At 35.8% G+C, this 23517-nt stretch carries 20 protein-coding genes; 11 read left to right on the forward strand and 9 right to left on the reverse strand.

Features of this window, described 5'->3' with window-relative positions:
* Positions 1–77 precede the first annotated feature (77 nt).
* From U8521_RS02355 to U8521_RS02365, 3 genes are read left to right on the forward strand one after another with little or no spacing between them, the layout of a single operon-like run.
* Complete coding sequence (locus U8521_RS02355) at positions 78–941, forward strand: energy-coupling factor transporter transmembrane component T (RefSeq protein WP_334351741.1); 864 nt, start codon at positions 78–80, stop codon at positions 939–941.
* Positions 875–2467 carry an ABC transporter ATP-binding protein gene (locus tag U8521_RS02360; RefSeq protein ID WP_334351742.1) on the forward strand — a complete coding sequence of 531 codons (1593 nt, stop codon included), beginning with the start codon at positions 875–877 and terminating at the stop codon, positions 2465–2467. The genes U8521_RS02355 and U8521_RS02360 overlap by 67 nt, the downstream gene beginning before the upstream one ends.
* Entirely contained in the window at positions 2457–3125 is a 669-nt protein-coding gene (locus U8521_RS02365; protein WP_334351743.1) for an ECF transporter S component, read from the forward strand. The genes U8521_RS02360 and U8521_RS02365 overlap by 11 nt, the downstream gene beginning before the upstream one ends.
* Before the next feature lie 627 nt (positions 3126–3752).
* Here U8521_RS02365 and U8521_RS02370 read toward each other — a convergent pair.
* The gene (locus U8521_RS02370) at positions 3753–4364 is read right to left on the reverse strand and encodes a sugar O-acetyltransferase (protein ID WP_334351744.1); all 612 of its coding nucleotides are present in this window, start codon (positions 4362–4364) and stop codon (positions 3753–3755) included.
* A 91-nt stretch (positions 4365–4455) separates the two neighbouring features.
* Positions 4456–5025: a cob(I)yrinic acid a,c-diamide adenosyltransferase gene (locus U8521_RS02375; protein WP_334351745.1), complete on the reverse strand. Its 570-nt coding sequence runs from the start codon at positions 5023–5025 to the stop codon at positions 4456–4458.
* Positions 5026–5138: 113 nt separating this feature from the next.
* Between U8521_RS02375 and U8521_RS02380 the strand changes: the two genes are divergently transcribed.
* Positions 5139–5858: an MIP/aquaporin family protein gene (locus tag U8521_RS02380; protein WP_334333299.1), complete on the forward strand. Its 720-nt coding sequence runs from the start codon at positions 5139–5141 to the stop codon at positions 5856–5858.
* 181 nt (positions 5859–6039) lie between these two features.
* On the opposite strand, the gene U8521_RS02385 is transcribed toward U8521_RS02380, so the two are convergent.
* The 4 genes from U8521_RS02385 to U8521_RS02400 all read right to left on the reverse strand — a co-directional run bounded on the left by U8521_RS02385 (position 6040) and on the right by U8521_RS02400 (position 9531).
* Positions 6040–6834 (reverse strand): Cof-type HAD-IIB family hydrolase, encoded by a 795-nt coding sequence (locus tag U8521_RS02385; protein ID WP_334351746.1) that lies wholly within the window; start codon positions 6832–6834, stop codon positions 6040–6042.
* A gap of 12 nt (positions 6835–6846) precedes the next feature.
* Entirely contained in the window at positions 6847–7686 is an 840-nt protein-coding gene (locus U8521_RS02390) for a helix-turn-helix domain-containing protein (RefSeq protein WP_334333297.1), read from the reverse strand.
* The gene (locus U8521_RS02395; RefSeq protein WP_334351747.1) at positions 7676–8491 is read right to left on the reverse strand and encodes a Cof-type HAD-IIB family hydrolase; all 816 of its coding nucleotides are present in this window, start codon (positions 8489–8491) and stop codon (positions 7676–7678) included. Before U8521_RS02395 ends, U8521_RS02390 begins: the two co-directional genes overlap by 11 nt.
* Before the next feature lie 65 nt (positions 8492–8556).
* The gene (locus U8521_RS02400) at positions 8557–9531 is read right to left on the reverse strand and encodes an ROK family protein (protein ID WP_334351748.1); all 975 of its coding nucleotides are present in this window, start codon (positions 9529–9531) and stop codon (positions 8557–8559) included.
* Positions 9532–9691: 160 nt separating this feature from the next.
* Here U8521_RS02400 and U8521_RS02405 point away from each other — a divergent pair, with 160 nt between their 5' ends.
* Positions 9692–10735: an alpha/beta hydrolase fold domain-containing protein gene (locus tag U8521_RS02405; RefSeq protein ID WP_334351749.1), complete on the forward strand. Its 1044-nt coding sequence runs from the start codon at positions 9692–9694 to the stop codon at positions 10733–10735.
* 65 nt (positions 10736–10800) lie between these two features.
* Here the strand turns inward: U8521_RS02405 and U8521_RS02410 are convergent, their stop codons facing one another.
* Together U8521_RS02410 and U8521_RS02415 are read right to left on the reverse strand one after the other, a co-directional pair.
* A complete protein-coding gene (locus U8521_RS02410) occupies positions 10801–12159 on the reverse strand; it encodes an MATE family efflux transporter (RefSeq protein ID WP_334333293.1) in 1359 nt (452 codons plus the stop codon).
* A 381-nt stretch (positions 12160–12540) separates the two neighbouring features.
* Positions 12541–15237 carry a glycoside hydrolase family 65 protein gene (locus U8521_RS02415; RefSeq protein ID WP_334351750.1) on the reverse strand — a complete coding sequence of 899 codons (2697 nt, stop codon included), beginning with the start codon at positions 15235–15237 and terminating at the stop codon, positions 12541–12543.
* 202 nt (positions 15238–15439) lie between these two features.
* Here U8521_RS02415 and U8521_RS02420 point away from each other — a divergent pair, with 202 nt between their 5' ends.
* From U8521_RS02420 to U8521_RS02430, 3 genes are all read left to right on the forward strand, one after another.
* The gene (locus tag U8521_RS02420; protein WP_334351751.1) at positions 15440–17407 is read left to right on the forward strand and encodes a PTS sugar transporter subunit IIABC; all 1968 of its coding nucleotides are present in this window, start codon (positions 15440–15442) and stop codon (positions 17405–17407) included.
* 183 nt (positions 17408–17590) lie between these two features.
* Positions 17591–18118, forward strand: coding sequence for a GNAT family N-acetyltransferase (locus tag U8521_RS02425; RefSeq protein WP_334333290.1), 528 nt, complete (start codon positions 17591–17593; stop codon positions 18116–18118).
* A 39-nt stretch (positions 18119–18157) separates the two neighbouring features.
* Entirely contained in the window at positions 18158–18355 is a 198-nt protein-coding gene (locus U8521_RS02430; protein ID WP_334351752.1) for a hypothetical protein, read from the forward strand.
* An 85-nt stretch (positions 18356–18440) separates the two neighbouring features.
* Here the strand turns inward: U8521_RS02430 and U8521_RS02435 are convergent, their stop codons facing one another.
* Positions 18441–19298 (reverse strand): MurR/RpiR family transcriptional regulator, encoded by an 858-nt coding sequence (locus U8521_RS02435; RefSeq protein ID WP_334351753.1) that lies wholly within the window; start codon positions 19296–19298, stop codon positions 18441–18443.
* Positions 19299–19438: 140 nt separating this feature from the next.
* Here U8521_RS02435 and gnd point away from each other — a divergent pair, with 140 nt between their 5' ends.
* From gnd to U8521_RS02450, 3 genes are all read left to right on the forward strand, one after another.
* Positions 19439–20338 carry a phosphogluconate dehydrogenase (NAD(+)-dependent, decarboxylating) gene (gene gnd / locus U8521_RS02440; protein ID WP_334333287.1) on the forward strand — a complete coding sequence of 300 codons (900 nt, stop codon included), beginning with the start codon at positions 19439–19441 and terminating at the stop codon, positions 20336–20338.
* Positions 20339–20421: 83 nt separating this feature from the next.
* Entirely contained in the window at positions 20422–21957 is a 1536-nt protein-coding gene (gene gntK / locus U8521_RS02445) for a gluconokinase (RefSeq protein WP_334351754.1), read from the forward strand.
* 73 nt (positions 21958–22030) lie between these two features.
* Complete coding sequence (locus U8521_RS02450; protein WP_334351755.1) at positions 22031–23383, forward strand: gluconate:H+ symporter; 1353 nt, start codon at positions 22031–22033, stop codon at positions 23381–23383.
* The last annotated feature ends 134 nt before the right edge of the window (positions 23384–23517 follow it).

The following is a 23517-nucleotide window of genomic DNA, read 5'->3' on the forward strand; positions in this document are numbered from 1 at the left end:
AAAATGGTTTGAATCAAATAGATTTTTTTCTTTTATACGTTAAAATAGGAATATTGATAATAAAGGTGGTGGTTAAAATGAATTCGCTAGTTTTAAACTTTTTGAAGCGAACAAACAGTGTAACAGTTTTTATTTATTTGATTGCGGTCATTTTAATTGCCTTGTTATTTAAGCAAATTCTTTTGTCAGTTGCGACTTTGATTTCGTTATTGTTGATGTCGATTTTGGTACGTCGAGAAAAATTCTTCACTTATTTAAAATTTTCTTGCGTAATCTTTATAGTAACCGTAATTTTCAATTTGATTTTGAATCAACGAGGTACTAACGTTTTGTGGACGACTACTTTTTTGAAAATTACTACTGAATCTATCAGCAATGGAATAACTTTTGGCTTGTCTTTTGTCAATTTATTGTGGACTTTTTACTTGTATGATGCTTTGATTCGAGTAAAAACAGTCTTCGAATTGCTAGCAAGTGTCTTTAAGAGTATTGCAATTATTTTTATTTTGACAATTCAATTCATTCCTAAAATTGTCGATATTTTTTCAGAAACTAAAGCGATTCAAAAATTTCGCACTCAAAAGAAAGCCACTGGAATTAAATCAACGATGGATTTAACGGAAAATATTTTGAATAAGTCCATTGCTAGTTTTATGAATGTTTCAGATACTCTGATTTTAAGAGGATTTCATAATCGCCAAAAACGAATGGGTCAAGTCGAATTCAAGCAAATCGACTGGTGGATCTTAACGATTATTGGTTTAATTTTAATTGCCGACGGGATTTTTTCTCAAACAAAAAATATTGAATTTATTGCACTAACGAATATCATTTTGGTTTTATTACCAATTTTAACAGGAGGAACTAATCTATTATGGTGGAAATTTTACGGTTCGAAGACTACAGTTTCCGATACAACAACAGCCAAAAATTATCGCTAAATAAGATAGATCTTTCTGTTGAGAAAGGTGATTTTTTAGTTCTGATTGGTCAAACTGGTAGTGGCAAAAGTACGCTTTTAAAACAGTTATTGCAAGATTTAGTTGTTGGATCAGTTGTTAGTGGGCGATTAGTAACTGATTTGGAATTAGACAATCATAATTTTGCGTATGTTTCGCAATTCGTCGATAATCAAATGATCATGGAAACTCCTAGAGACGAGTTGAAATTTGTTTTGGACAATCAAGGCCTCGATGAAAATCAGAGTCAGATGCGAATTACGGAAATTGCTAGTTACTTGGGAATCGTTGGTTTATTGGATCTCGATGAAAAACATTTGTCTGGTGGTCAAAAGCAATTGGTCAATTTGGCGAGTGCTTTGATTTTGAAACCAAAAGTTTTGTTACTGGACGAGCCGACTTCGCAACTCGATCCGATTGCTTCAGAAAAGTTGATGCAGATGATCAAAAAGGTGAATGAAGAACTAAATATCACCGTTTTACTAGTCGAACATGAGATCGACCACGCAATTGGATTGGCGAATCGTTTGTTGGTAATGGATTCAGGCCGCCTGATACTGGATGAAGCTGTGCGTGACGGCTTGCAGAAAATTTACACGTTGCCAAAGTTTAAAAATTATTTGACTCAAGTCGACCGTTTGGCAATGGAACTAAAATTGTCCACTGATTTGCCTTTGAGCAATAAGAAAGTTGGTCAATTAGTTAGTCAAAATAAAAGTTTGGTACTTCGGGCAAGTGTCCCATCACACAACATTGGTGAGATAATCTTGCAGGCAAAGAAGATTAGTTTCCGATTTGATTATAACGGTCGTCAAATTATTGATAATGTCAGTTTGAATTTAAAGTCAGGACAATCTTTTTGTGTCGTTGGTCCTAATGGGATGGGGAAGACTACACTGCTGAAAATCTTGACGCAACAGTTAAAGCAGCAAGCCGGTCAACTAAGATTTGCTGGACACAAAATTAAAGAAGATTTTTATCAGAAAGTTTTTGTTTTACCACAGAATCCAGCTATCTTATTCATGAAAGAAACGGTGGCTGAAGAACTAACATACCAAATTGAGCACTATCAATCCAATTTAACGTTGAAGGAAGTTCTTCAAAAGTTTTCTCTAGTCGGTTTGGAAAAGACTAGTCCTTATGATCTTAGTGGTGGTCAACAGGAATTCTTGGCACTGGCCCTAGGTTTTATCAAACAACCACAATTATTATTTCTCGATGAGCCCACGAAGGGACTGGATCCTAACAAACGAATCGAATTAGGGAAGATGTTGAATGAGTATCAAGAAAATGGTGGCACGATTTTTGTCAACAGTCACGATTTATTGTTTGCGGCTAAATACTTTGATTTTATTGCGATGATGTTTGATGGCAAACTTAGTCAATTTATGGAACCACGCCAATTTTTTAAGGATAAATTTTTTTATACAACAGAAATCAATCAGGCTTTGCGGGATACATTTCCAACAGCCTTAATTTGGGAGGATATTTTAAAACGTGAATCTTAAATCTATTTTGTTATTAATTGTGTCAGTATTACTATTGATTTTGATGGGTATTTTTTCTAGTCAAAATTACTTATTATTCTCTTTCATCTTTTTGATTTTGACTTTAGGGGTTTATTTTTGGAAGTTCGAAAAATCGGCTCATACTTCACGAGAAATTGTCTTTATCGCGATTATTTGTGCATTGGCAGTAGTTGGTCGGATTATTTTTGCAGCGATTCCCTCAGTTAAACCAGAGCTTTTTATTTTAATTTTGGGTGCCATCGTCAGTGGACCAGAAACTGGTTTTTTAATGGGAACTATTATCGCTTTAACTTCTAATATGTATTTTGGTCAAGGGGCCTGGACTCCTTGGCAAATGTTTGCCTTAGGAGTGATTGGATTGGTTTCTGGATTAATGAGTGGGCACCATCCAAAAACCTGGCAATTAGTCATATGGGGCTTTTTAACTGGCTTTATCATGGGCTGGATCATGGATGTTTATTACATCATCGGTTTTGTCAATCCGATTACTATCAAGAGTGTTTTAACTTCAATTGCGGCTAGTTTCTATTTCGATTTTGTTCATGCTGTTTTTACGGCTGTTTTAGTGTTGTTAGTTGGGCAGCGTTGGATTAAGCTGTTTGGTAACTATAAAAATAAGTATGATTTGTTTAAATGAACTTGTGTAAGTTTATAGTTTTTTGGGGAGGTTATGATGCCGTCCTCCGCAACAGCTCTGGAAAATTGCTGGAACGATGTGGGCACAACTTGAAGCCAATTCCAAACCCGGGAATTGTCTCCAAGATTGGCCTTTGTCTAGGTGCTAAAGCACCAAGTCAAATTTCGCTTCTGAATTTCCCAGAGCTGTTGCTCCAGACTGGATCCGATTCTTTGCAATTGATCAGTAAATTATGAAGTGGATACCATTCTATTTAGAATGAGTGAAGAACTGGTTTATAGTTTGGATATGTTATGTTTTTTCAATTTTTAATTAATTTAAATTATAAAGAAAGAGGATCTTACTAGTAACCGCAGATTTGCTGCAGTTTAGTAAGATCCTCTTTCTTTTTGAATTATTATGCCTTTTTTGAATAAGGGGACACAATAATCCATTAAAATATAAAATCCTAAATCAGAATAGAATTACTATTTTTAAAGGAATGGAAAGCAAATAACTAAAAGAAGTGAAATTCAGTCCGGAATAGCAAAGCCGATTTGGCTCAGTGGCTCGTGCCCACCACCCAAAATTGGCTTTGCTATGGAGGACGGCATACTACATCCCACCCCTAAAAAGAATAAATTTAATTTAGTTTTCGTAGTAGCGGGCTTTTTCCATTTCCCAGTATTTTTTATCGTTATCATTGATTTCTCTTAATACGTGGCAAGGATTTCCGACTGCGACGACGTTATCAGGAATATCTTTAGTTACGACTGAACCAGACCCAATGACGACATTATTGCCGATTTTAACGTTAGGATTGATAACAACATTTCCGCCAACCCAAACGTTATCACCGATTTCAATGGGTTTGCCATATTCTAAATATTCATTTCTAATTGCGGCGTCAATTGGATGACCGGCGGTGTAAAGTCCAACGCGGGGTCCAAACATTACGTTGTCACCGATTTTAACGTTGGCGATGTCCAAAATGATACATTCGTAATTGGCGTAAAAGTTTTCACCCACTTCAGTATTACAGCCGTAGTCAGTAAAGAATGGTGGGGTGATGGATGGCAATTTTTTGCCGGTCTTTTTAAATAGTTCTTTTAAAATTTCTTTGCGACGGTTGTTTTGTTCTTCAGTCGTTTGATTGTATTCGCGAAGTAATTTTTTTGCTTTTAAAAAGTCTTTTTTTAATTCGGGATCATTGGCGACGTATAAGTCTCCGGCTAACATTTTTTCTTTTTGTGAACGCATATTATTTCCTCTTTTAAAATTGATAGTTCAAGGATAACAATTTTTTTCTAAAAAAATACCCATTTTTAAAAGCAAATGGGTACAAAATTTATTATCTGAAAACTGGTTTACTGTTGCGGTATTTAATGTCTTCAACGCCATCTAAAACGTTGCTGTAACGGGCGGCTGCGAAGAAGTAATCAGATAAGCGGTTGATGAATTTCAAGACGTAATCGTTGATAGGTTCTTCTTGCATTAACGCAACAATTAACCGTTCTGCTCGACGAGTGACAGTTCTTGCCAAATGTAAATTGGATGCTGTTTTGGACCCGCCAGGGAGGATGAAGACTTGTGTGGCAGGTACTTTACTTGTGTATTCATCGATTTTTTTCTCTAGCCAATCGACGGCATGATTGTCTTCAGTGAAGATGAATTCGTGTTTTTTATCGGTTGGTGAAACTGCTAGATCGGTTCCACAATCGAACAATAGTTGTTGGATTTCAGTTAATTCATCTTTCAAAACTTTATTTTTGTCAGACAAATTAGCAATAACGACTCCGACTAAGGAGTTTAGTTCATCGATAGTTCCGTAAGATTCAATTCGGGGAGCTGATTTATATAAAACGTCGTTTCCTATGATTCTGGTCTTGCCTTTGTCGCCAGTTCTAGTATAGATTCTCATGTTGTTGCTCCTTTTAGTAATATTTTCACAATTGCTAACCATGGCAATCTCTTCTGCTTGTATGTATAATCAAATACTGTAAGCGTGAACATTGTCAATTTGGAGGAAAGCTTATGAATGATAGTTTAACACTACAATTAATCGGGGAGTTCATCGGTACGATGATTTTGATTTTATTAGGTGATGGAGTTGTTGCCGCAGTTAGTCTAAAAAAATCAAAAGCTGAGGGCGCCGGTTGGATTGCAATTGCGTTAGGATGGGGCTTAGCAGTCACTTTAGGTGTTTATTGTTCTGCCTTTTTGAGTCCAGCTCATTTGAATCCAGCGGTTACTTTAGGTATGGCTATTGCCGGTGTATTTAATTGGAGTTATGTAATTCCTTATATTATCGCCCAAATTTTAGGTGCTATTGCCGGGGCAATTATAGTTTGGATCAATTATTTGCCACATTGGCAGGAAACCAAAGATTCTAAAGCTATTTTAGGTGTTTTTGCTACTGGACCAGCCATCAGAAATTACCCAATGAATTTCATCAGTGAGTTTATTGGAACTTTTGTGTTAGTCTTTGCATTATTAGCCTTTACTAGAGGTAAATTCACTCAAGGATTAAATCCAATCGTCGTTGGTCTTTTGATCACTGCTATTGGTTTCTCACTTGGTGGAACAACCGGTTATGCCATTAATCCGGCTCGAGATCTCGGACCAAGAATCGCTCATCAAATTTTACCGATCGCTAACAAGGGTGATTCGGATTGGGCATACAGCTGGGTGCCAATTCTTGGACCAATGGCCGGCGGTGCTGTTGGGGCCTTTATCTATTTATTAATTCCATAATTTAAAAACAGTCTCAAAATTCATATCCGAATTTTGAGACTGTTTTTGTTAAGGATTATTCTTTATAGGGGGAGGTAATCAAACATTCATTTGATTATGTTTATATAATAACTTCCACCTATGAATAAATTATTAGAATTTCTTGATTCTTTTTTAGTCTTAATGTGAAATTTTATTGAAGTTAGATCTCAAATATTTCTTCAAGATGTTGTAAAACACCTTGTTCATTATTATCAACAGTCGCATATGGAGCGGTTTCTAAGACAATGGGACTGGCATTTTTCATGGCAACACCGTGACCGACAAAACTTAACATTTCTAAGTCATTACCACCGTCTCCAAAAGCACACATTTCTTCAGGTTTGATGTGATGCTTTTTACCTAAATAATTTAGACCAGTTGCTTTATTGATGCCAGTTTGGATAATATCAATGTCGCCATGTCCACTAGAAACAATCGAAACCTCATTTCCGATACCAGCTTGTAATAATTGCATGTATTTTTGAGTTTCTGCTGCTGGGCAATTAACTGAAAATTTTAAAATATTATCATTGATTTCAGCAGTATTAGCAATTTTTTGAGTTTTAGGAAAATAGAAACACGTCATATCAAAGAATTCTTTTGGTGCTGATTCCAAGACATAGGCCGATTTTTGACCGCAGACGACGTACTGAATGTTTGGTGTCTGATCCAAAATGTTCAAAATCCTAGTAACTAGATCTGTTGGGAAATGCCAAGCTTGAAAAATTTCTGTATGACTGGCAACTAAAGCACCGTTTTCAGCTACAAAGAGTGTTTTAGGATAGTCCTTGAAAAAAATTTTCAATTGGTAATACTGATTTCCACTAGCGGAGACAAAGTAAATATTGTTGTCATCCATATACTGAGAAATCCGTTTGAATCTTTCGTTATCAAAATGCTTCGTATCATCTAGAAAAGTTGCATCCATGTCAGTGGCTACTAATTTTATCGTCATGGTAAGTCCTCACTATACATAATTTTTTCGATATTGAAAAGGGGTCGTACCTTTCCAATTTTTGAAGTTACGAACAAAAGATTTTGTACTGGAAAAGCCACATTCAATCGCAATACAATCAATATTACGGTCGGTATTGAGCAGCTTTTTCTGTGCCATCAGCAGACGCACGGTCGTGATATATTTGTTGATCGGCATTTGGACAGTTTGATGAAATTGCAAATTCAAGGTTGTGACTGAAGTATTGAGCCGCTTGGCTAAAATTGTGCCATTTAAGTTTTCTGCATAATTAGTATTGATCGTATTCAAGGCTTTGTCGATCAAGCTTTCGTTGACTAAAGTGTCCGAATTGACATGCCGTGAAAAATTTTTCAAAAAAAGTGAAATTAGGATATATAGATGTCCCGTTAAAGAAAGATTATTACTATCAGTTCGCTCTTCTTGAAGTAATTGAATCATGATTCGCAATTGTTTTTCAATCTCTTGATAGGCAATAAGTTGCTTAAGCTGAGTGGGTCGCCCGTGTAAAGAGAAATGAATCTGGTCAATATTAGGATAGATCCGCTTGAGAAAATCGTAATCGATTAATAGACAAAATTCAAAGACGTTTTCGACACTCTCAAATTGTGCTTCATGGATATCACGCGAATTGATCAACCAAATATCACCTTTTTTATAGGTAAAAGTAGCATTATTATCCCGTATTTTTAAAACATTATCAGAGACTAAAAAGCCTAATTCCAAACTTTGGTGCCAATGAGCAGGGACGTGTTGAACGTCTTTACCATTATGAAAATAATATTTGAAGGGTAATTTGGGGGTTGTTTGAACAATTTCGTGTTTAATCGTCAAAGACTAATTTATCCAATGCCTTTGCAATTCCGTCATTGTCATTAGTGTCAGTGACGTAGTTAGCATGTTCTTTAGCGAGATCAGAACCATTGCCCATGCAGACGGCGTGACCAACAAAATCAAACATAGGTAAATCATTTTGTTCATCGCCAAAGGCCATGACTTGTTCTGGTTTCAAACCTAAGATTTCCGTTAATTTCTTTAACCCGCTACCCTTATTAGCTGTTGAATTCATAATTTCAATGAAATTTGCTCCAGCGCGGACGACATAATAGTCATCGGAAAATTCAGCTTTTAGTGGTGTTTCATATTGATCCAATTCATCTTTTTCACCGACTACAGCAACTTTAGTGATTTCAAAGTCATCATCGAAATCAGCTGGTGTTCTGACGTAAATTCCGGCTTGATTTTCCCAGGCTTGAACTACGGCAAAACGATTTATATCTTTGTCAGCAGTGTAGACGCGACTCTGATCGTCTAAGAAGTAATAAGGCATATTGTGATCGGTAACATATTTAACAATTTTCTTGAAACCAGCATTTTTAATAGCCTTTTTTGCTAAGACTTTCCCAGAAACAGTTTCAACTAATGCTCCGTTATAAGTAATGACATATTGATCATCACCGCTAACTTCTAATTCTCTCAAGTAAGGACTTACTCCGGCTAAGGGGCGGCCAGAACAAAGAACCACTTTGATGCCTTGGTCAAGGGCTTTATCTAAAGCTAACTTTGTAGATGGCGCAATTTTGCTTACGGAAGTTAATAAAGTATCATCAATATCTAAAGCAATTAATTTTATATCCATTTTCAACCTCTTTTTAAACTTAGTTAATTAAGATATGGATATTGTACCAAATAGGTAAAACGTTTTCAATTGGAACTTATGATTTTAAAGTAATCATTTTTACCGATTGTAGCCAAGCCTAATGAATAATCTTGTTGAAAATTTCGGTTGAAGTCGAGCTTGTAATTTTGGTGTAATGGTAAATTTCGATGTAGAGCTTGAATAATTTGTGTGATTTGGAAGGAATTAAAATTTAACTCGTCAATGTAAACGATTAAGAGGTTAGGATTTAGAAAGGCAATAATATTTTGTAAGTGGGCAGTGATTTGTTCGTGGACTTCGGAATTATGGTTAATAGAGCTATAGACGATTTCTCCGGCCAGGCCATCGGCACCGGTGATTAACTGATTGTTGATGACGATTCCAACTCCAGGTCCAAAATCTTTCGGGAAGTAAATCCCAACTGCAGAATTTTGATTCTGATTCAATTGTGTGGCGGCTCCCAAGGTAGCAGCATTAATGTCGTTGACGATAATTGAATCAATATCGGTACTAATTTTTAGAGCTTTTGATAAGTTGATGCCTTCTAAGATTGCTACGTCACTCAACTGCATGATGTCATTCATTTCATCTCCAGAAACACCAACAATTAATTTGTAAGGCTTGTTCAACTGGGTCTGATCTTTGATGAAATTTAAAATCTCTGAAATTGAATTCATTTTTTTTCTTAAGCTGGCTTTTTGTAGGGTTTCTCCAGATAAATCGGTCAAAGAATAGTCGATGATAATTTCTGAATTAACTTGCGAGATTTGAATCAAACCAAGATTAATATTTTTATAATTGATTTGATAAATTTTAGCACGACGACCTCGGGTATTGATAAAGTTAAGATCAATTAAATTATTTTGAGATAAAACATCAATTAATTTGTTGATGCTGACAACACTCAAATTGGTCATATTTGATAATTGTTTTGCGGAAAGAGCTCCGTTAGTGTCGAGTAATTGTAAAACAGTTAAAAGATTTCTTTGGCGGCGTGAAAATTGATTCTCAAGTGTCAAGGCGACACCTCCTTGTTAAAGATTATATTGAGTAAACCATAATTGGGTCAACATTAGAGTAATAGTTCAAAATCAATAAAAATATTTATTATAATTTAGTTTATTGGGTGTTTAAACAAGAAGTATACTGACTGTAGTATAAATAAAGGATGGCTCGATTATGATAAATAACGATTATAATATTGAATTAAGTCGACTTAATCAAATTGAATCAGTAGATATTCCTCATTTGAAAAATGTTTCGATGATCGTTAAAGACCGTGTTGATTCACATTCATATGACCCAATTATTTGGGACCATTTGAAGAATTTGAGTGATGAGCCACATTTATCAAACGATTTATTGGAATTAAGAAATGGGACTAAACCGACTGATGTTCCCAACATTCCTTACATGAATATTCAAGTTGATATTGAAGCCAGTACTAAGCTAGGTAGGAATGTTCGGTATTTAAGAATCTATCGTAACAATGATGAAATTTCAACTCAAAAGGCAGTCGTCTATATTCATGGCGGAGCTTATTATGGCGGTAATGTTGAAGATACCTTGCCATTTTTGAAATTACTTGCAACTAAATTTAACGGAATTATTTATAGCGTTGATTATGGTTTGGCACCTGAAAAACCTTATCCTGCGGGGATTGAGGATTGTTTGTCTGTGGTGATGGACGTAGTCGGAAAACACTCCCAAATTTCTTTAGCAGGAGATTCTGCCGGTGCGGCGATTGCATTGGGAGTTAGTCAAATGTGCCACAACATGGGTATTTGTGAAATTTATAAACATGTCTTGTATTATCCAACAGTTGTTCATGGTTCTGACTATGATGGTTCATTGTGGAACGACCACTTGATTCCAATCAATCCTGGGCAAAAACAAGTTTTGCATAATAATTACACGCAGTTCAAGCAATTAGATCAGATTATGACAAAATATTATCTTGCTGGTCAAAAAATTGACTTGGAAGCCCCAATTTTATCGCCAATGTATGCTGATCCGTTAATTTTTAAAAAAGTTCTAGTCATGACGGGGGAATTTGACCCATTCAGATTGCAGGACGAAGCGTTTGTTCAAAAAGTTGGTATGGCGGGATGCTCGGCAAAATATATCCGTTATGGCGGTTTAGCCCATGCATTTTTGAATTATACCGGTCGTATTCCGGCAGTGGAAGATTCGATTCAAGAATTCGCTGATTTTTTAAATTAATATTTTAAACTAGAAGACCCTTCTATAACGATTGGTAAAATCCAATTGAAATAGAAGGGTCCTTTTTATTCTTGAACTGTTTCGTCGAGCATATTTTGCATGTTTTTTAATTTCTTGATTTCAAAATTCCAAGTACTTACTAGAACTAAGACTGACCCGGTCCAAGCTAATGGATTGGCCATAGCGGCTCCGTAGAAACCAAAGAAGCGAATCAAGACTAAACCTGCGAAAACTCTCATCAATAATTCAGCTACACCAGCAATAGTAGGAGCTTTTTGATTGCCCAAACCTTGTAGTGTGTATCTGACTATAAAGAGAATCGACAGGATGAAGTAAGTCGAACCGTTGAAGTAATAGTAGATTTGAATCAAGTTCAAAACTGCAGTTTCACTACCGTTCATGAATAGGTGTGAGATTGAGCGTCCAAATAAAATCAAAAAGACACCGATGACTAAACTGGATAAAACTGATACCATGATCCCATCTTTAACACCTTTAAGAATACGTTTGTATTTACGTGCCCCCATATTTTGAGCGGTAAAATTGACTAATGCTAAGCCAAAACTGAAGGCTGGTAAGGTAGCAATCTGTTCAACTCTTCCGGCAACTGTGTAGGCAGCGACTGCATTGGCTCCCAATGTATTTAACATGAACTGTAAAATGATTGAACCAATGGCAATGATTGAAGATTGAAATCCCATTGGCAAACTGATTTTTAATAGTTCTTTGATTTCTTCCATATCAATTCGAAAATCACTTTTGGATAAAATTAAATATGGAATGTGCTTACGTATATAGAAATAAAGAATTACAAAAGTGATCGTTTGTGCAACAACTGTCGCCAAACCAGCACCGGCAACTCCCATGTGCAAATAAAGAATAAAGACTAGTTCCAATAAGATATTGAGAACTGTACTTACAATTAGGAAAAAGAGTGGAACTCGGGAATCTCCTAAAGCTCGCATAGTATTTCCTAGAAAATCAAAACCTACAAAAGAAAAAATTCCTGCGAAAATTATTTCCAAAAAGATAAAAGAATCATGTAACAATACTTTTGGCGTTTGCATGGCAACTAGTAGTGGATAAGCAACTAGTAAAGCTAAAGCAGTAAATACAACAATAATGAACAACGAAATAATTATTCCAGATGCGAAACTTTTTCTTACGCCATCTTCATCATTAGCTCCATATTTTCTAGCGGTCAAAATAGTTAAACCACTAGTCATACCCTGAGCAAAACCAATTACTAATCCTGTTAACCCCCCAGTTGCACCAACGCTCGCTAAAGCATTGACGCTGATAGTTTTTCCGACAATTAGAGTATCAATGAAACTATAAAATTGTTGGAAAAAGTTACCTAATAGTAAAGGAATAGTGTACAGAAAAATTACTTTTATAGGTCTGCCATTTGTCAGATCTATCATAGTATTTTTATCCCCTTTATAAAGATTAAGAATATTCTATCATTATTATTTTCGTTAGTAAGGGGGCTGGTGAAAATTCAGTTATTTTTTTGGTGACTTGTTACTAGGAAAAATGCCGTTCCAAACGAAATCAGCTTTTATTCGGGACTAAATAGTATATCTTTCTTATATCTGCTTTCCATTCATTTTTGAAATACTAGTTCTATTCTGATTGCAGAATTCTGTACTTTGATAACTTATCGTGTTCGTCCCTATTTAAAAAGAAAAAGAATCTTATCAGTGCAGCATTTCTACTACAACTTTAGTAAGATTCTTTTTTTATTCTCTATATCAAATTAAATCAATCAGAATATTTAAGGACATATTAAATTTGAATAGAACTTAGTATGTCAATTGTATTTCCTGGTTTGCTATCAATGGTAATTTCTTACCTAAGAATAATACTTCAGTATCCTTATCGGTCATTATGATAAAGGTGTTGTTGGTTACGCGGATACTGTAGTTAACATTTCTGAAGTTCATCTTGAAGGCTACTTCTTCCCACTGTTTTGGCATGTTAGGATTAATTTCTAACATTTCACCACGATAATCGACGCCGGCAAAATACGATGTTACTACATTTAATGTTGCTCCCATTACGCCGAGATGAATTCCTTCGGCGGTAGTTCCACCTTGGATATCGACGTAGTCACTTGTTAGAGCTTCATAAAATAGTCGCCAAGCAGTTTTTTGGTCGTTTACTTTTAGACAAAGCATCGAGTAAACAATCCTGGAAAGAGTTGAACCATGAGTCGTTCTGGCTAAGTAGTATTTGATGTTATCAGCAATGAACTTATTAGGATCATTGATTGGATAACCTAAATCAGCCATGATCTGTAAAAAGGTAGTTTCTCTTAAATTAAATAAAGCCATTAAGGTATCAGCTTGTTTGGAGACTTGATATTTATCAGGTGTATCATGATGTGCTTTTAAGATTCGATCCATTCTTGAAATATTGCCGTATTTTCGACTGTATTTGTCAAAATCGATTTCTTTTAAATCAAAATAATTTTCAAATTGTCCGAGAATATCGCCTTTGAAATCTAATTTGAGGTTATGTCTGATCTTATCTAGTGAGCTTACGTCCTCTTCAGTAAAATTAGTCCGCTTGAAGTTATCTTCAATCACTTGTGCCGGTTCTTGTTTGATCAACTCACTTAATTTTTTAAAGAACCAACTAGTCATGATATTAGTGTAGGCGTTGTTTTTGAGACCTTGATTTTCTTGGTCGTTCGGATAATCTTCATGAAATTCATCGGGACCCATGACGTTTGAAATGGTATATTTGCCATCTTCAAATGTTGCCATGCTGATCCAAAATTGAGCAATTCTAAAGAGCATTTCAAGTCCATAGTGGCTCATGAATTCTTCATCTTTTGTGGCATTGTAATAATTTAAAATATTGTAGGCAATGGCTAAAGAAACGTGGCGTTGTTTTCTTGAGTTATCGGGGTCCCAAGTGTTGGTGATGGGATTGAGATGGACTTCTTGAGATTGCTCATCGCCATACATCCCGCTTTGCCAAGGAAACATTGCCCCTTTGTGCCCACTGTCGGCTGCATAATCCATAGCTGCACTCAAGCGGTTGTAACGATACATTAAGAGATTTTTAACTAACTGAGGCGAGTGTAGTAAGTAATAATCCATGTCGAATAACTCATCCCAGAAAATATGTCCACGATAACCTTCGCCAGTCAGGCCACGAGAACCGACTGAGGCATCGAGATGCTGATTAGCTTTGAGTTGAGCGGCGATAGTCATGTTATAACTATTTAAATGCAACAGTTTTTGAGCGGTGATATCTCCAGATACAAAAATACTTTCGTTTTGCCAAATCTGTTGCCATTCTTTTGCGATGGTTGCTTTGGCCATATCAAAAGTTGGGAGGAACTTGTGATTTTTTGCGGCCACGAGTACATTTTGTTTCGTTTCTAAAGAAGTGTAGATCGTTACAGCTTTTTCGAGAGTATATGTCTGATTGATATTGGCTTTAAATTCTAAATATTGGCTGGCAATTTCAGTACTATTTTTGGAATAGTAAGTTGGGTTATCAATATCGAGATAAGTGATGTTTGTTTTGATGCCAATTTGAATTTTTGATTGACTCGTATGTGTGGAAACGAGCACGTCTTTATCGTTGTTTTCAATTTTATCTACTACTAAGTGTTTCTTAGCTAAATTACGATATCTTTCGACGTTTTCATTGGTAATTGTAGCGTCGGTTTGAGTTAAAAGAGTGATTTTACCTGAGAAATTGAGTGGCGTGATGGCATATTGCAAGTAATAATCGTGAAAATTTTTTAAATCAGCGGCTTTTTTTTCAACGATACGTAATTTTTTACCGTCATTTAATTTGACGATCATCGTGATAGTTAATATTCCGTGTTTCAGGTCGAGTGATCGGATTGATTCCTCGATTAAATTTTCGTCGATTTGAAAGAATTGTCCGTCGTTGATTTTGAAGGTGATATATTGCGAATTTGGTAAATTGACCAAATCCTCATTAATAACGTTACGGCCGTTGATGGGAGTGGATAATTGATTGAAAACACCGGCAGCATAAGTAGCAGGATAGTTATCTTGATTGTATTTAGCTTCTAAGTAAGTTCCACGTAGTCCTAAAAAGCCGTTACCAATGGTTTGCATAGATTCTTGACCGTATTGGCGCTTTTTATGATCGATTCCCAGGTAGTCAAGATGCCAACCGGCGTATTTAACTCTTTCGTTAGTGGCCAGTGGCAAATTGGAATTTTTGACATCCTTCAAGTTAACAACGGGGGTGTGGAAGACATTTTCCAAATCATTAGTACAATCAATTTTTTTTTGATTGAATTCGATTAAATTTTTATTTAGTAAACTTTCATTAGTGTCTGTAAGTACTAATACATCGAGTGGAGCAGAAATAGTTTTTGCAAAATTTTGAAGATTTTCTTTCAGTTCTAGTTCAGAATTAAGTGAATAATTTTTTTCATTTGTTGATTCTACATCAGTTGAATAGGTAATTTTGTTACCCATAAATTTTAGATATAAGGGTTTCATAAATAATTCCTCCATAAACTAAACATCTATTTATTTGTTTAAACATATTCATACGTTATGTATTATACACCCACTTAATGCTTAATTAATGCGAATTTTATAATAAAAAATGTTCTAAGTTGATGTTTATACAAGATGTATTGTATTATAGTGATAATCAAAAATGCAAACGATTACAAAATCATCAAGGAGGTGCATTTTTATGAAGAAAGTAGTTAAAGTGTTATCCCCAATCGATGGGACTGCCATTCCGATTACTGAAGTCCATGATCCAATGTTTTCTGAAAAAGCCATGGGAGAAGGATTTGGAGTAATCCCCAATAATCAAGAGGTAGTTGCTCCAGTTTCAGGGGAAGTCATGTTAGTCGCTTCCACTAAACATGCGATTGGCTTTAAGACAGAAGAAGGCCTAGAAGTCTTGTTACACATGGGTGTCGATACAGTTGAATTGAATGGCACACCTTTTGAACTTTTCGTTAAGGAAGGCGATAAAGTTGAAGCTGGTCAAAAAATTGCCACAATGGACTTTGAAGCTATTAAGAAAGCAGGCAAGGTGACCGATGTTATCGTAGCCATCACGAATACTGATAAACTGGTCAAAGAAATCAACGTAACTAAAGGTGATATCAAAGCCGGTCAAGATGTTGCGGAAATTGGCTTGCTATTGCCAGAAGAATTAGATGCAAAACCTAGTAAAAAAGTTAATTATGATCAACTAGGCCAAGATATTGTTAAAAACGTTGGCGGTGTTACTAATGTCGAAAACGTTATTCACTGTATTACTAGAGTACGTTTTTATTTGAAGGACGAGAGTAAAGCTAATGATGATGTGATCAAGAATATGCAAGGCGTGCTAGACGTTGCTAAAGCTGGTGGTCAATATCAGGTTGTTATTGGACCAGCGGTAGAAGATGTTTATGACGCAGTAGTAAAAGCTTTGGGACCAAACTTTGGTGGTTCTTCAGAAGTTAAGACTCAAAAAGCTGTTGCTCCAAAGGGGCTTTGGCCAAAAACAAAATTCTATTTCAGTGCTTTAATTGGTGTTATCACAGCCAGCATGATGCCGGTAATTGGTTTGTTGGCAGCTTCTGGTATTTTGAAAGGTCTACTAGCTTTAATAGTTTCAGCAAAATGGATTTCTACAACTAGTTCGACCTACATGATTATTAATGCTATGGGTGATTCAGTCTTTTATTTCTTGCCTATCTTGGTTGGGTTCACAGCTGCCAAAAGATTAGGTGCTAATCAGATTATCATGGGTGTAATCGGTGGTGTATTAGCTTATCCAACCTTAGTTGCTGTAGCAACTAAGACTTCTAGTACTGCAATGAATATCAATGGTGATTTCTTCGGTATTCCGATTCACATCGCCAATTATACTTATTCAATTTTTCCAATGATTGCGGCAGCTTGGTTAGCTTCAAAAATTGAACCTTGGCTGAAGAAACATATCGTGGCATCATTGAGAATGATTCTTAGTCCTTTGTTAGAAGTATTTATTGTCAGTGCGATTATTATCGTTGTAGTTGGACCAATCATTACGTTATTGAGTTCTTATTTAGCTAATGGAATCGTGGCTTTATTGAAATTTAGTCCAGCAATCTCAGGCTTGATCATCGGTGGATTGTATCAATGTTTAGTAATTTTTGGACTCCATTGGGCAGTAATTCCAGTCGTTGCCAGTCAAATTGCAACTACTGGACATTCAGCTTTAAATGCTATTGTTTCAGCAACTATGGTTGCCCAAGGTGCCGCTGCCTTGGCAGTCTTCTTTAAAACTAAGAAAAATATTGAAATGAAACAGATTGCTGGTGCCGCTGCACTTTCAGCTTTTGCTGGAGTTACTGAACCGGCTATGTATGGTATCAATTTGAAATATGGTCGTATCTTCTGGACTGCTAATATTGGTAGTGCTGTTGGTGGTTTATTGACTGGACTCTTGCATGTTGATATGTGGGGCTTTGCTGGGTCATTGATCGGGTTTGCTTCATTCATTAATCCTCAAGGAATCGACTCAAGCTTTACCGGTTACTTAATCGCTTCTGCAGCAACAATTGTTGTAGCCTTCATTTGTACTTATCTCTTTGGATTTAAAGAAGATGATCTGAAAGCAAGTCACGCTGTAGAAAAAGTTAGATTAGGTAGTAGAGAACCTGTTGAAGTTAATTAAGAGATTTTTGGTAAAAGCAATTTAACTTAAAATGAATAAAGAGACCGTTCTAATAATTTTTGATTAGGACGGCCTCTTTATTGGGTTTTTATATTGTTAAATTTGAAGTAATCGGTTTGCGTTTACAGTTTCTAAGGTTAGAACTATACTAATTTTATTATAGATAATTAAGGAAGAGAAATAATGAATGAAGTTAAACTAAGACAAGCACGTCCTGAAGATCTTGAAGATTTTTGGCAATTAGCCTTTAGTGATTCTAATGCGGCCTGGACAAAACTGAATGGGCCATATTTTCATGATGATCTACCAAGTAAGGAAGAATTTTTGAATAAATTAGCCGATAAGGTTTGGTTGAATAACCAAAATCATTTACTAATTACTTATAATGAGAAAGTTGTTGGTTCAGTTGGAGCGGGTTTTAAAGATGGTGATCTGGCCAAATGGCTTGATATGGGAATTACCATTTATGATCCCGAAATGTGGGATAAACATATCGGCGGACAAGCTCTAAAACTATTTATAACCTATTTGTTCAAAATTTATGATATCCCACATTTAGGATTAACCACATGGTCAGGAAATCCCCGAATGATGCATCTTGCAACCAAAATTGGCTTGAAACAAGAAGCCCGTATTCGAAAAGTTAGATTTTACGAAGGGAAATACTATGATTCTGTTCAATATGGTATTTTAAGAGAAGAATGGGAGTAAAACTAGTATAATGGACACATCTTTTATTGGGAGTTCAGTATGTATAAAGTTTTTAAAAAAGTGAATTTAATGTTCGTATATGAATTAGTAATTTTAGGTGTGATTTATTTTGCTTTTATCACATTTAATGTGATGACCAAAAATTTTAACGGCAAGTTGGTTTTTGGCGGATTGGTAATCTTGTATTTAGCTCAATTGTGGTATTTCAAACGCAAAATGAATTTCAGACATAACTAATTTTCTTCTGAACTTACAGAATAAGTGCAAATAGTCCAGGGTAATCAAAATATGATTATCCTGGACTATTTTAATCGAAGGTTCTTTATTTAGTTAAACGCGTATCATTAATAGTAGCGCGAATTTCTTGGAAAACGTCAGTTGTCTGTAAATCATCAGTCATAGCAGTTAAGACAAATAATGTATCTATTAAAGAAATTTGGGCAATGATAGCGTGGAGTGCCTCATCTTGATAGTTAGTCTCCTCTGAAATTGAAAGGAGGGTGACATCGACAATCTTAGTTAATGAAGAATTACCGTAACTAGTGATACCAATAGTTGCAATGTTTTTCTCTCTCAATTTTTGAGCGATTCTTAATGCATCTTTGTTCTCCCCACTGTGAGAAATGATGACTGCACAGCTACTATCCTGTAAAGTTGTGGCCATCATCAATTGCATGTGATAGTCATTGGCAAATAAAGGTGTTTTGTCAGATCTTAAAAATTTATGATAACCATCTAAAGCTACGATTGCCGAAGCTCCTAAACCGAAGAAAGCAATTGAAGTCTTGGGAGTGATGATTTTCAGAGCATTTTCCAGTTGTTTTTGACTAATTGTATCTATCGTTGCATTCAGAGCTGATATATTAGAAGTGAAAATCTTTTTCGCCATATCTTTCAAACTGTCAGAAGGATTGATTTCCTGAAAGAGATTGTTAGCTTCTTTTTTTTCGCTTGTTGATGTTAATAAATTGATTTTTAATTCTTGGAAATTGTTAAAACCTAATTTTTTTGCGAATCTTGAAATGGAAGAAATCGATGAATTGGTTTCTTTAGCCAAATCAGTAATCGTTAAGGCAGAACTGGTTTGGGGATGCTTTAATAAATAATCCGCAATATCTTTTGATGTCCCATTCAAATTGTCGTAATACGACTTGATCAACATATTAATATTCTTTTGCATAGGCTTTACCTCACAATAATAAAATAACACAATCTAAATCGTGTGAAAAGATTTTTCTAAAATATTATTGATTTCTAAAAATAATTTTCATATAATATAGTCAATAAATGAAAACGTTTTTACAAAAGGAGATTTTACACATGGATCTAGCAATGATCGGTTTAGGAAAAATGGGTATCAATTTGGTTGAGAACTTACTTAGAAATAACAACCATGTGGTGGCTTTTGATTTAAATGACGACGCTAAAAAAGCAGCAACTAAACTTGGTGCTAAGACAGTTGATAGTTTGGAGGAAGCAGTAATTGCTTTAAAGAAACCTCGAATCATTTGGGTGATGTTGCCAGCAGGAAAACCTACTAATGAAACAATCAATAAATTAAGTCAACTTTTGGATAATGACGACATCGTGATTGATGGTGGAAATTCATTTTATGAAGATTCACTCAAGCACAATCAAATTTTGACTGGCGAAGGAATTAAATTCTTTGACTGTGGAACTTCTGGTGGAAAGAGTGGAGCTAATCATGATGGTAACTTTATGATTGGTGGAGATGATTACGAAACTTTCAAATATATCGAACCAATTTTTAAAGGCATTGCCATGGAAGACGGTTATTTATATACAGGTAAAGCCGGCAGTGGTCACTATTTGAAGATGGTCCACAATGGAATTGAATACGGAATGATGGAAGCCATAGCAGAAGGATTTGACGTTTTGGAACATAGTCAATTTGATTACGATAATGAAGCAGTTGCCAAAGTTTGGAGCAATGGTTCAGTTATTCGTGGTTGGTTAATGGAACTAGCGCAAGATGCCTTTTCAAAAGACAAGAATTTGGAACACATCAAAGGGGTTATGCACTCATCCGGAGAAGGTAAATGGACTCTTGATGAAGCTCTGAAGTTGCAAGTCCCAACCCCAGTTATCGGAATGTCTTTAATGATGCGCTATCGTTCATTAGAGAATGACACCTTCACAGGAAAAGTAGTCTCCGCTTTGCGCAACGAATTTGGTGGTCACGCCGTCGATAAGAAGTAACGATATATCACGATGTCTAAAAAAAATTGTTAAAATATGCAATAATGTTAATTATCTAGAAAAAGTTTACAAGGAGTTTGATTATGGAATATATGATTGGCGTTGATATTGGAACGACTAGTACCAAGAGTGTCTTATATGACATGAAAGGTAAAGTTATTGCATACGCTAATAGTGGTTATCAATTGTATCAAGATATACCAGATATGGCAGAAGAAGATCCAGATGATATTTTTGATGCAGTGATTGAAGTTTTAGGTCAAGTTATTCGTAAAGGAAAAGTTCAAAAAGGTGAGTTAAAAGGAGTTTCGTTTTCATCAGCTATGCACAGTTTGATTTTGATGGATAAAGATGACCAACCATTGACTCGAGCAATTACTTGGGCTGATAATCGTGCCGCTAAGTACAGTGAAGAATTAAAAGAAAATGGTGTTGGTGCACAAATCTACGCTAAAACTGGGACGCCAATTCATCCCATGGCTCCTTTATCAAAGATTCTTTGGATCAAAAATGAAAAGCCAGAGTTGTTCAAACAAACAAAAAAATTTATTGATTTAAAATCTTATGTTTTCTTCCGTCTGTTCGGCAGTTATAAGATGGAATATTCGATTGCTTCAGCTACCGGGATGTTCAATATCTTTAAATTAAAATGGGATAAGCAGGCTCTAGACTTATTAGGGATTACTGAAGAACAGCTGCCAGAATTAGTTGAACCAACGGATTATATTACCGGATTAAATCCAAAATATGGTGAGATTCTAGGAATTTCTAGTGATATTCCATTTGTTTTTGGAGCTAGTGATGGGGTTCTGTCTAATTTAGGTGTTGATGCGATTGATCCAGGAGTAGTTGCTGTAACAATTGGAACTTCTGGAGCAGTCCGGGTAGTTGTTGATAAACCAGTGGTTGATCCAAATGGTAATTTATTCTGTTATGCTTTGACCAAAGACAAATGGGTCGTTGGTGGTCCAGTCAATAACGGTGGAATCGTTTTTCGCTGGGTAAAGGATCAGTTATTTGCTCCAGAAAAAATTACCGCGGAACAGATGCAAGTTTCAACGTATGACATTTTGACACAAATCGCTGAAAAAATTCCTGCAGGATCTGACGGCTTGCTTTTCCATCCTTATCTTGGAGGAGAACGGGCTCCAATCTGGGATGCCTATGCCAGGGGCTCATTCTTCGGGTTAACTCGTAAACATACTCGAGCTCACATGGTTCGAGCTGCTCTGGAAGGAATTGTCTATAACTTGTACATCGTTATGCTAATGATTGAAGGAGTTGCCGGCAAACCAAAGAGTATCCAAGCCACAGGTGGGTTTGCCCGTTCCGCACTTTGGAGACAAATGTTAGCTGATATTTTTGAACAAGATGTTACTATTCCGGAAAGTTTTGAAAGTTCATGTTTAGGAGCTGCCGTTTTAGGTATGTATGCCTTAGGATATGTTGATGATCTATCAGCAGTCAAAGGGATGGTCGGTGTAACTGATGTTCACAAACCTAATGAAGCAAATTTTGAAGTTTATCGTGAACTACTACCAATTTGGATAAGACTATCAAAAGTTTTGGAACCAGAATACAAGAGTATTGCTGAATTCCAGAAAAAACACATGAAATAAAAAAGAGTGCGCCAATGACGCACTTTCTTTATCAGAAATTTTGTAAGCGGTAACAAAAGAGGAGGAAACTACCATGGCTTTCTTAGTATTAATTTTAGGAGTAGCTTTATTGTTATTTCTAATTATCAAATTAAAATTAAATACTTTTCTTTCATTAATTATCACTTCTATAGTAGTAGGAATTGGATTAGGAATTCCGATGACTAAAATTGCCACGAGTATTCAAGATGGAATTGGCGGTCAATTAGGAGAATTGTCAATTGTCTTTGGCTTTGGTGCCATGCTAGGTCGGTTAGTTGCCGATGCCGGTGGTGCTTATCGAATTTCTCACACTTTGATCGAGAAATTTGGTAAAAAGAGATTACAATTAGCTATTGTTTTAGCTTCATTTATTATCGGAATTGCTCTGTTCTTTGAGGTCGGAATGGTTTTATTGATTCCAATCGTGTTTGCAATTGCCGTAGAAGCGGGAGTGTCAATTCTTTATTTGGGAATTCCGATGGCAGCTGCATTGTCAGTTACACACGGCTTTTTACCACCTCATCCAGCACCAACAGCTATCAGTGCAGTTTTGAATGCCAATGCCGGACACGTCTTGTTATATGGAATTATCGTAGCTATTCCAGCGGTGATCGTGGCTGGCCCTATCTATACTAAAATTGCTCAAAAATTGGTTCCAAATGCTTTTAACCGAAAAGGTAACTTAACAGCTTTAGGTCCTCAAAAAGAATTTAAATTAGCTGATACACCGGGATTTGGAATCAGTGTTTTAACATCACTATTTCCGGTAATTTTGATGGCTATCACCACAGTTTATCAATTAGTTTTTAATGATGGTAAAGTTCCACAAAATCCAACTTTACTCGATTCAGTCATTGCTTTTATCGGAACACCGGCGATTACGATGACAATCTCATTATTAGTTTCAATGTATACCATGGGCTGGGCTAGACGTTTTAAGACACCAGAAATTATGAAAAGCCTTGAAGAAGCTGTTAAATCAATTGCTATGTTGCTATTGGTAATTGGTGGTGGCGGAGCTTTCAAACAGGTTCTAATCGACGGTGAAGTAGGGGATGCCGTAATGAAGCTGTTTACGGGAGTTAATGTTTCCCCATTATTATTAGGCTGGTTAATTGCCGTTGTCCTAAGGGTTGCTTTAGGTTCAGCAACTGTGGCTTCACTAACGGCGGCTGGTTTAGTCTTACCATTGATGACATCTGCCGGTGTAAATCCTGCCTTAATGGTTTTAGCAATTGGTGCAGGTTCACTGGCTGCTTCACACGTCAATGATGCTGGTTTTTGGATGTTTAAAGAGTATTTTGACTTAACGGTTAAGGAAACATTAATGACGTGGACAGTGCTAGAAACCTTAATTTCCGTGGTTGGAATCATCTGTGTAATGATCTTGAGTATTTTTATTTAATGATTTTTGTAAGAATAATCTCATATTTTCAGAATAAGTTTTAATTATTTTCAAATTAATAAAAATCAAAATAGCTTTATATCAACGATAGATAGAATATTTATTTCAGAAGTATTACTAAAATTACATAAAAG

The organism is Companilactobacillus miaonis, from assembly GCF_036913615.1.
Classification (GTDB): Bacteria; Bacillota; Bacilli; order Lactobacillales; family Lactobacillaceae; genus Companilactobacillus.

What these genes read in the sequence shown, in the direction of transcription:
- U8521_RS02435 (WP_334351753.1), bottom strand. Translation starts at nt 19,298, where the DNA reads ATGCAAAAGAATATTAATATGTTGATCAAGTCGTATTACGACAATTTG.
- gnd (WP_334333287.1), top strand. Translation starts at nt 19,439, where the DNA reads ATGGATCTAGCAATGATCGGTTTAGGAAAAATGGGTATCAATTTGGTT.
- U8521_RS02415 (WP_334351750.1), bottom strand. Translation starts at nt 15,237, where the DNA reads ATGAAACCCTTATATCTAAAATTTATGGGTAACAAAATTACCTATTCA.
- U8521_RS02405 (WP_334351749.1), top strand. Translation starts at nt 9,692, where the DNA reads ATGATAAATAACGATTATAATATTGAATTAAGTCGACTTAATCAAATT.
- U8521_RS02420 (WP_334351751.1), top strand. Translation starts at nt 15,440, where the DNA reads ATGAAGAAAGTAGTTAAAGTGTTATCCCCAATCGATGGGACTGCCATT.
- gntK (WP_334351754.1), top strand. Translation starts at nt 20,422, where the DNA reads ATGGAATATATGATTGGCGTTGATATTGGAACGACTAGTACCAAGAGT.
- U8521_RS02425 (WP_334333290.1), top strand. Translation starts at nt 17,591, where the DNA reads ATGAATGAAGTTAAACTAAGACAAGCACGTCCTGAAGATCTTGAAGAT.
- U8521_RS02430 (WP_334351752.1), top strand. Translation starts at nt 18,158, where the DNA reads ATGTATAAAGTTTTTAAAAAAGTGAATTTAATGTTCGTATATGAATTA.
- U8521_RS02360 (WP_334351742.1), top strand. Translation starts at nt 875, where the DNA reads ATGGTGGAAATTTTACGGTTCGAAGACTACAGTTTCCGATACAACAAC.
- U8521_RS02410 (WP_334333293.1), bottom strand. Translation starts at nt 12,159, where the DNA reads ATGATAGATCTGACAAATGGCAGACCTATAAAAGTAATTTTTCTGTAC.
- U8521_RS02355 (WP_334351741.1), top strand. Translation starts at nt 78, where the DNA reads ATGAATTCGCTAGTTTTAAACTTTTTGAAGCGAACAAACAGTGTAACA.
- U8521_RS02370 (WP_334351744.1), bottom strand. Translation starts at nt 4,364, where the DNA reads ATGCGTTCACAAAAAGAAAAAATGTTAGCCGGAGACTTATACGTCGCC.
- U8521_RS02385 (WP_334351746.1), bottom strand. Translation starts at nt 6,834, where the DNA reads ATGACGATAAAATTAGTAGCCACTGACATGGATGCAACTTTTCTAGAT.
- U8521_RS02395 (WP_334351747.1), bottom strand. Translation starts at nt 8,491, where the DNA reads ATGGATATAAAATTAATTGCTTTAGATATTGATGATACTTTATTAACT.
- U8521_RS02450 (WP_334351755.1), top strand. Translation starts at nt 22,031, where the DNA reads ATGGCTTTCTTAGTATTAATTTTAGGAGTAGCTTTATTGTTATTTCTA.
- U8521_RS02375 (WP_334351745.1), bottom strand. Translation starts at nt 5,025, where the DNA reads ATGAGAATCTATACTAGAACTGGCGACAAAGGCAAGACCAGAATCATA.
- U8521_RS02380 (WP_334333299.1), top strand. Translation starts at nt 5,139, where the DNA reads ATGAATGATAGTTTAACACTACAATTAATCGGGGAGTTCATCGGTACG.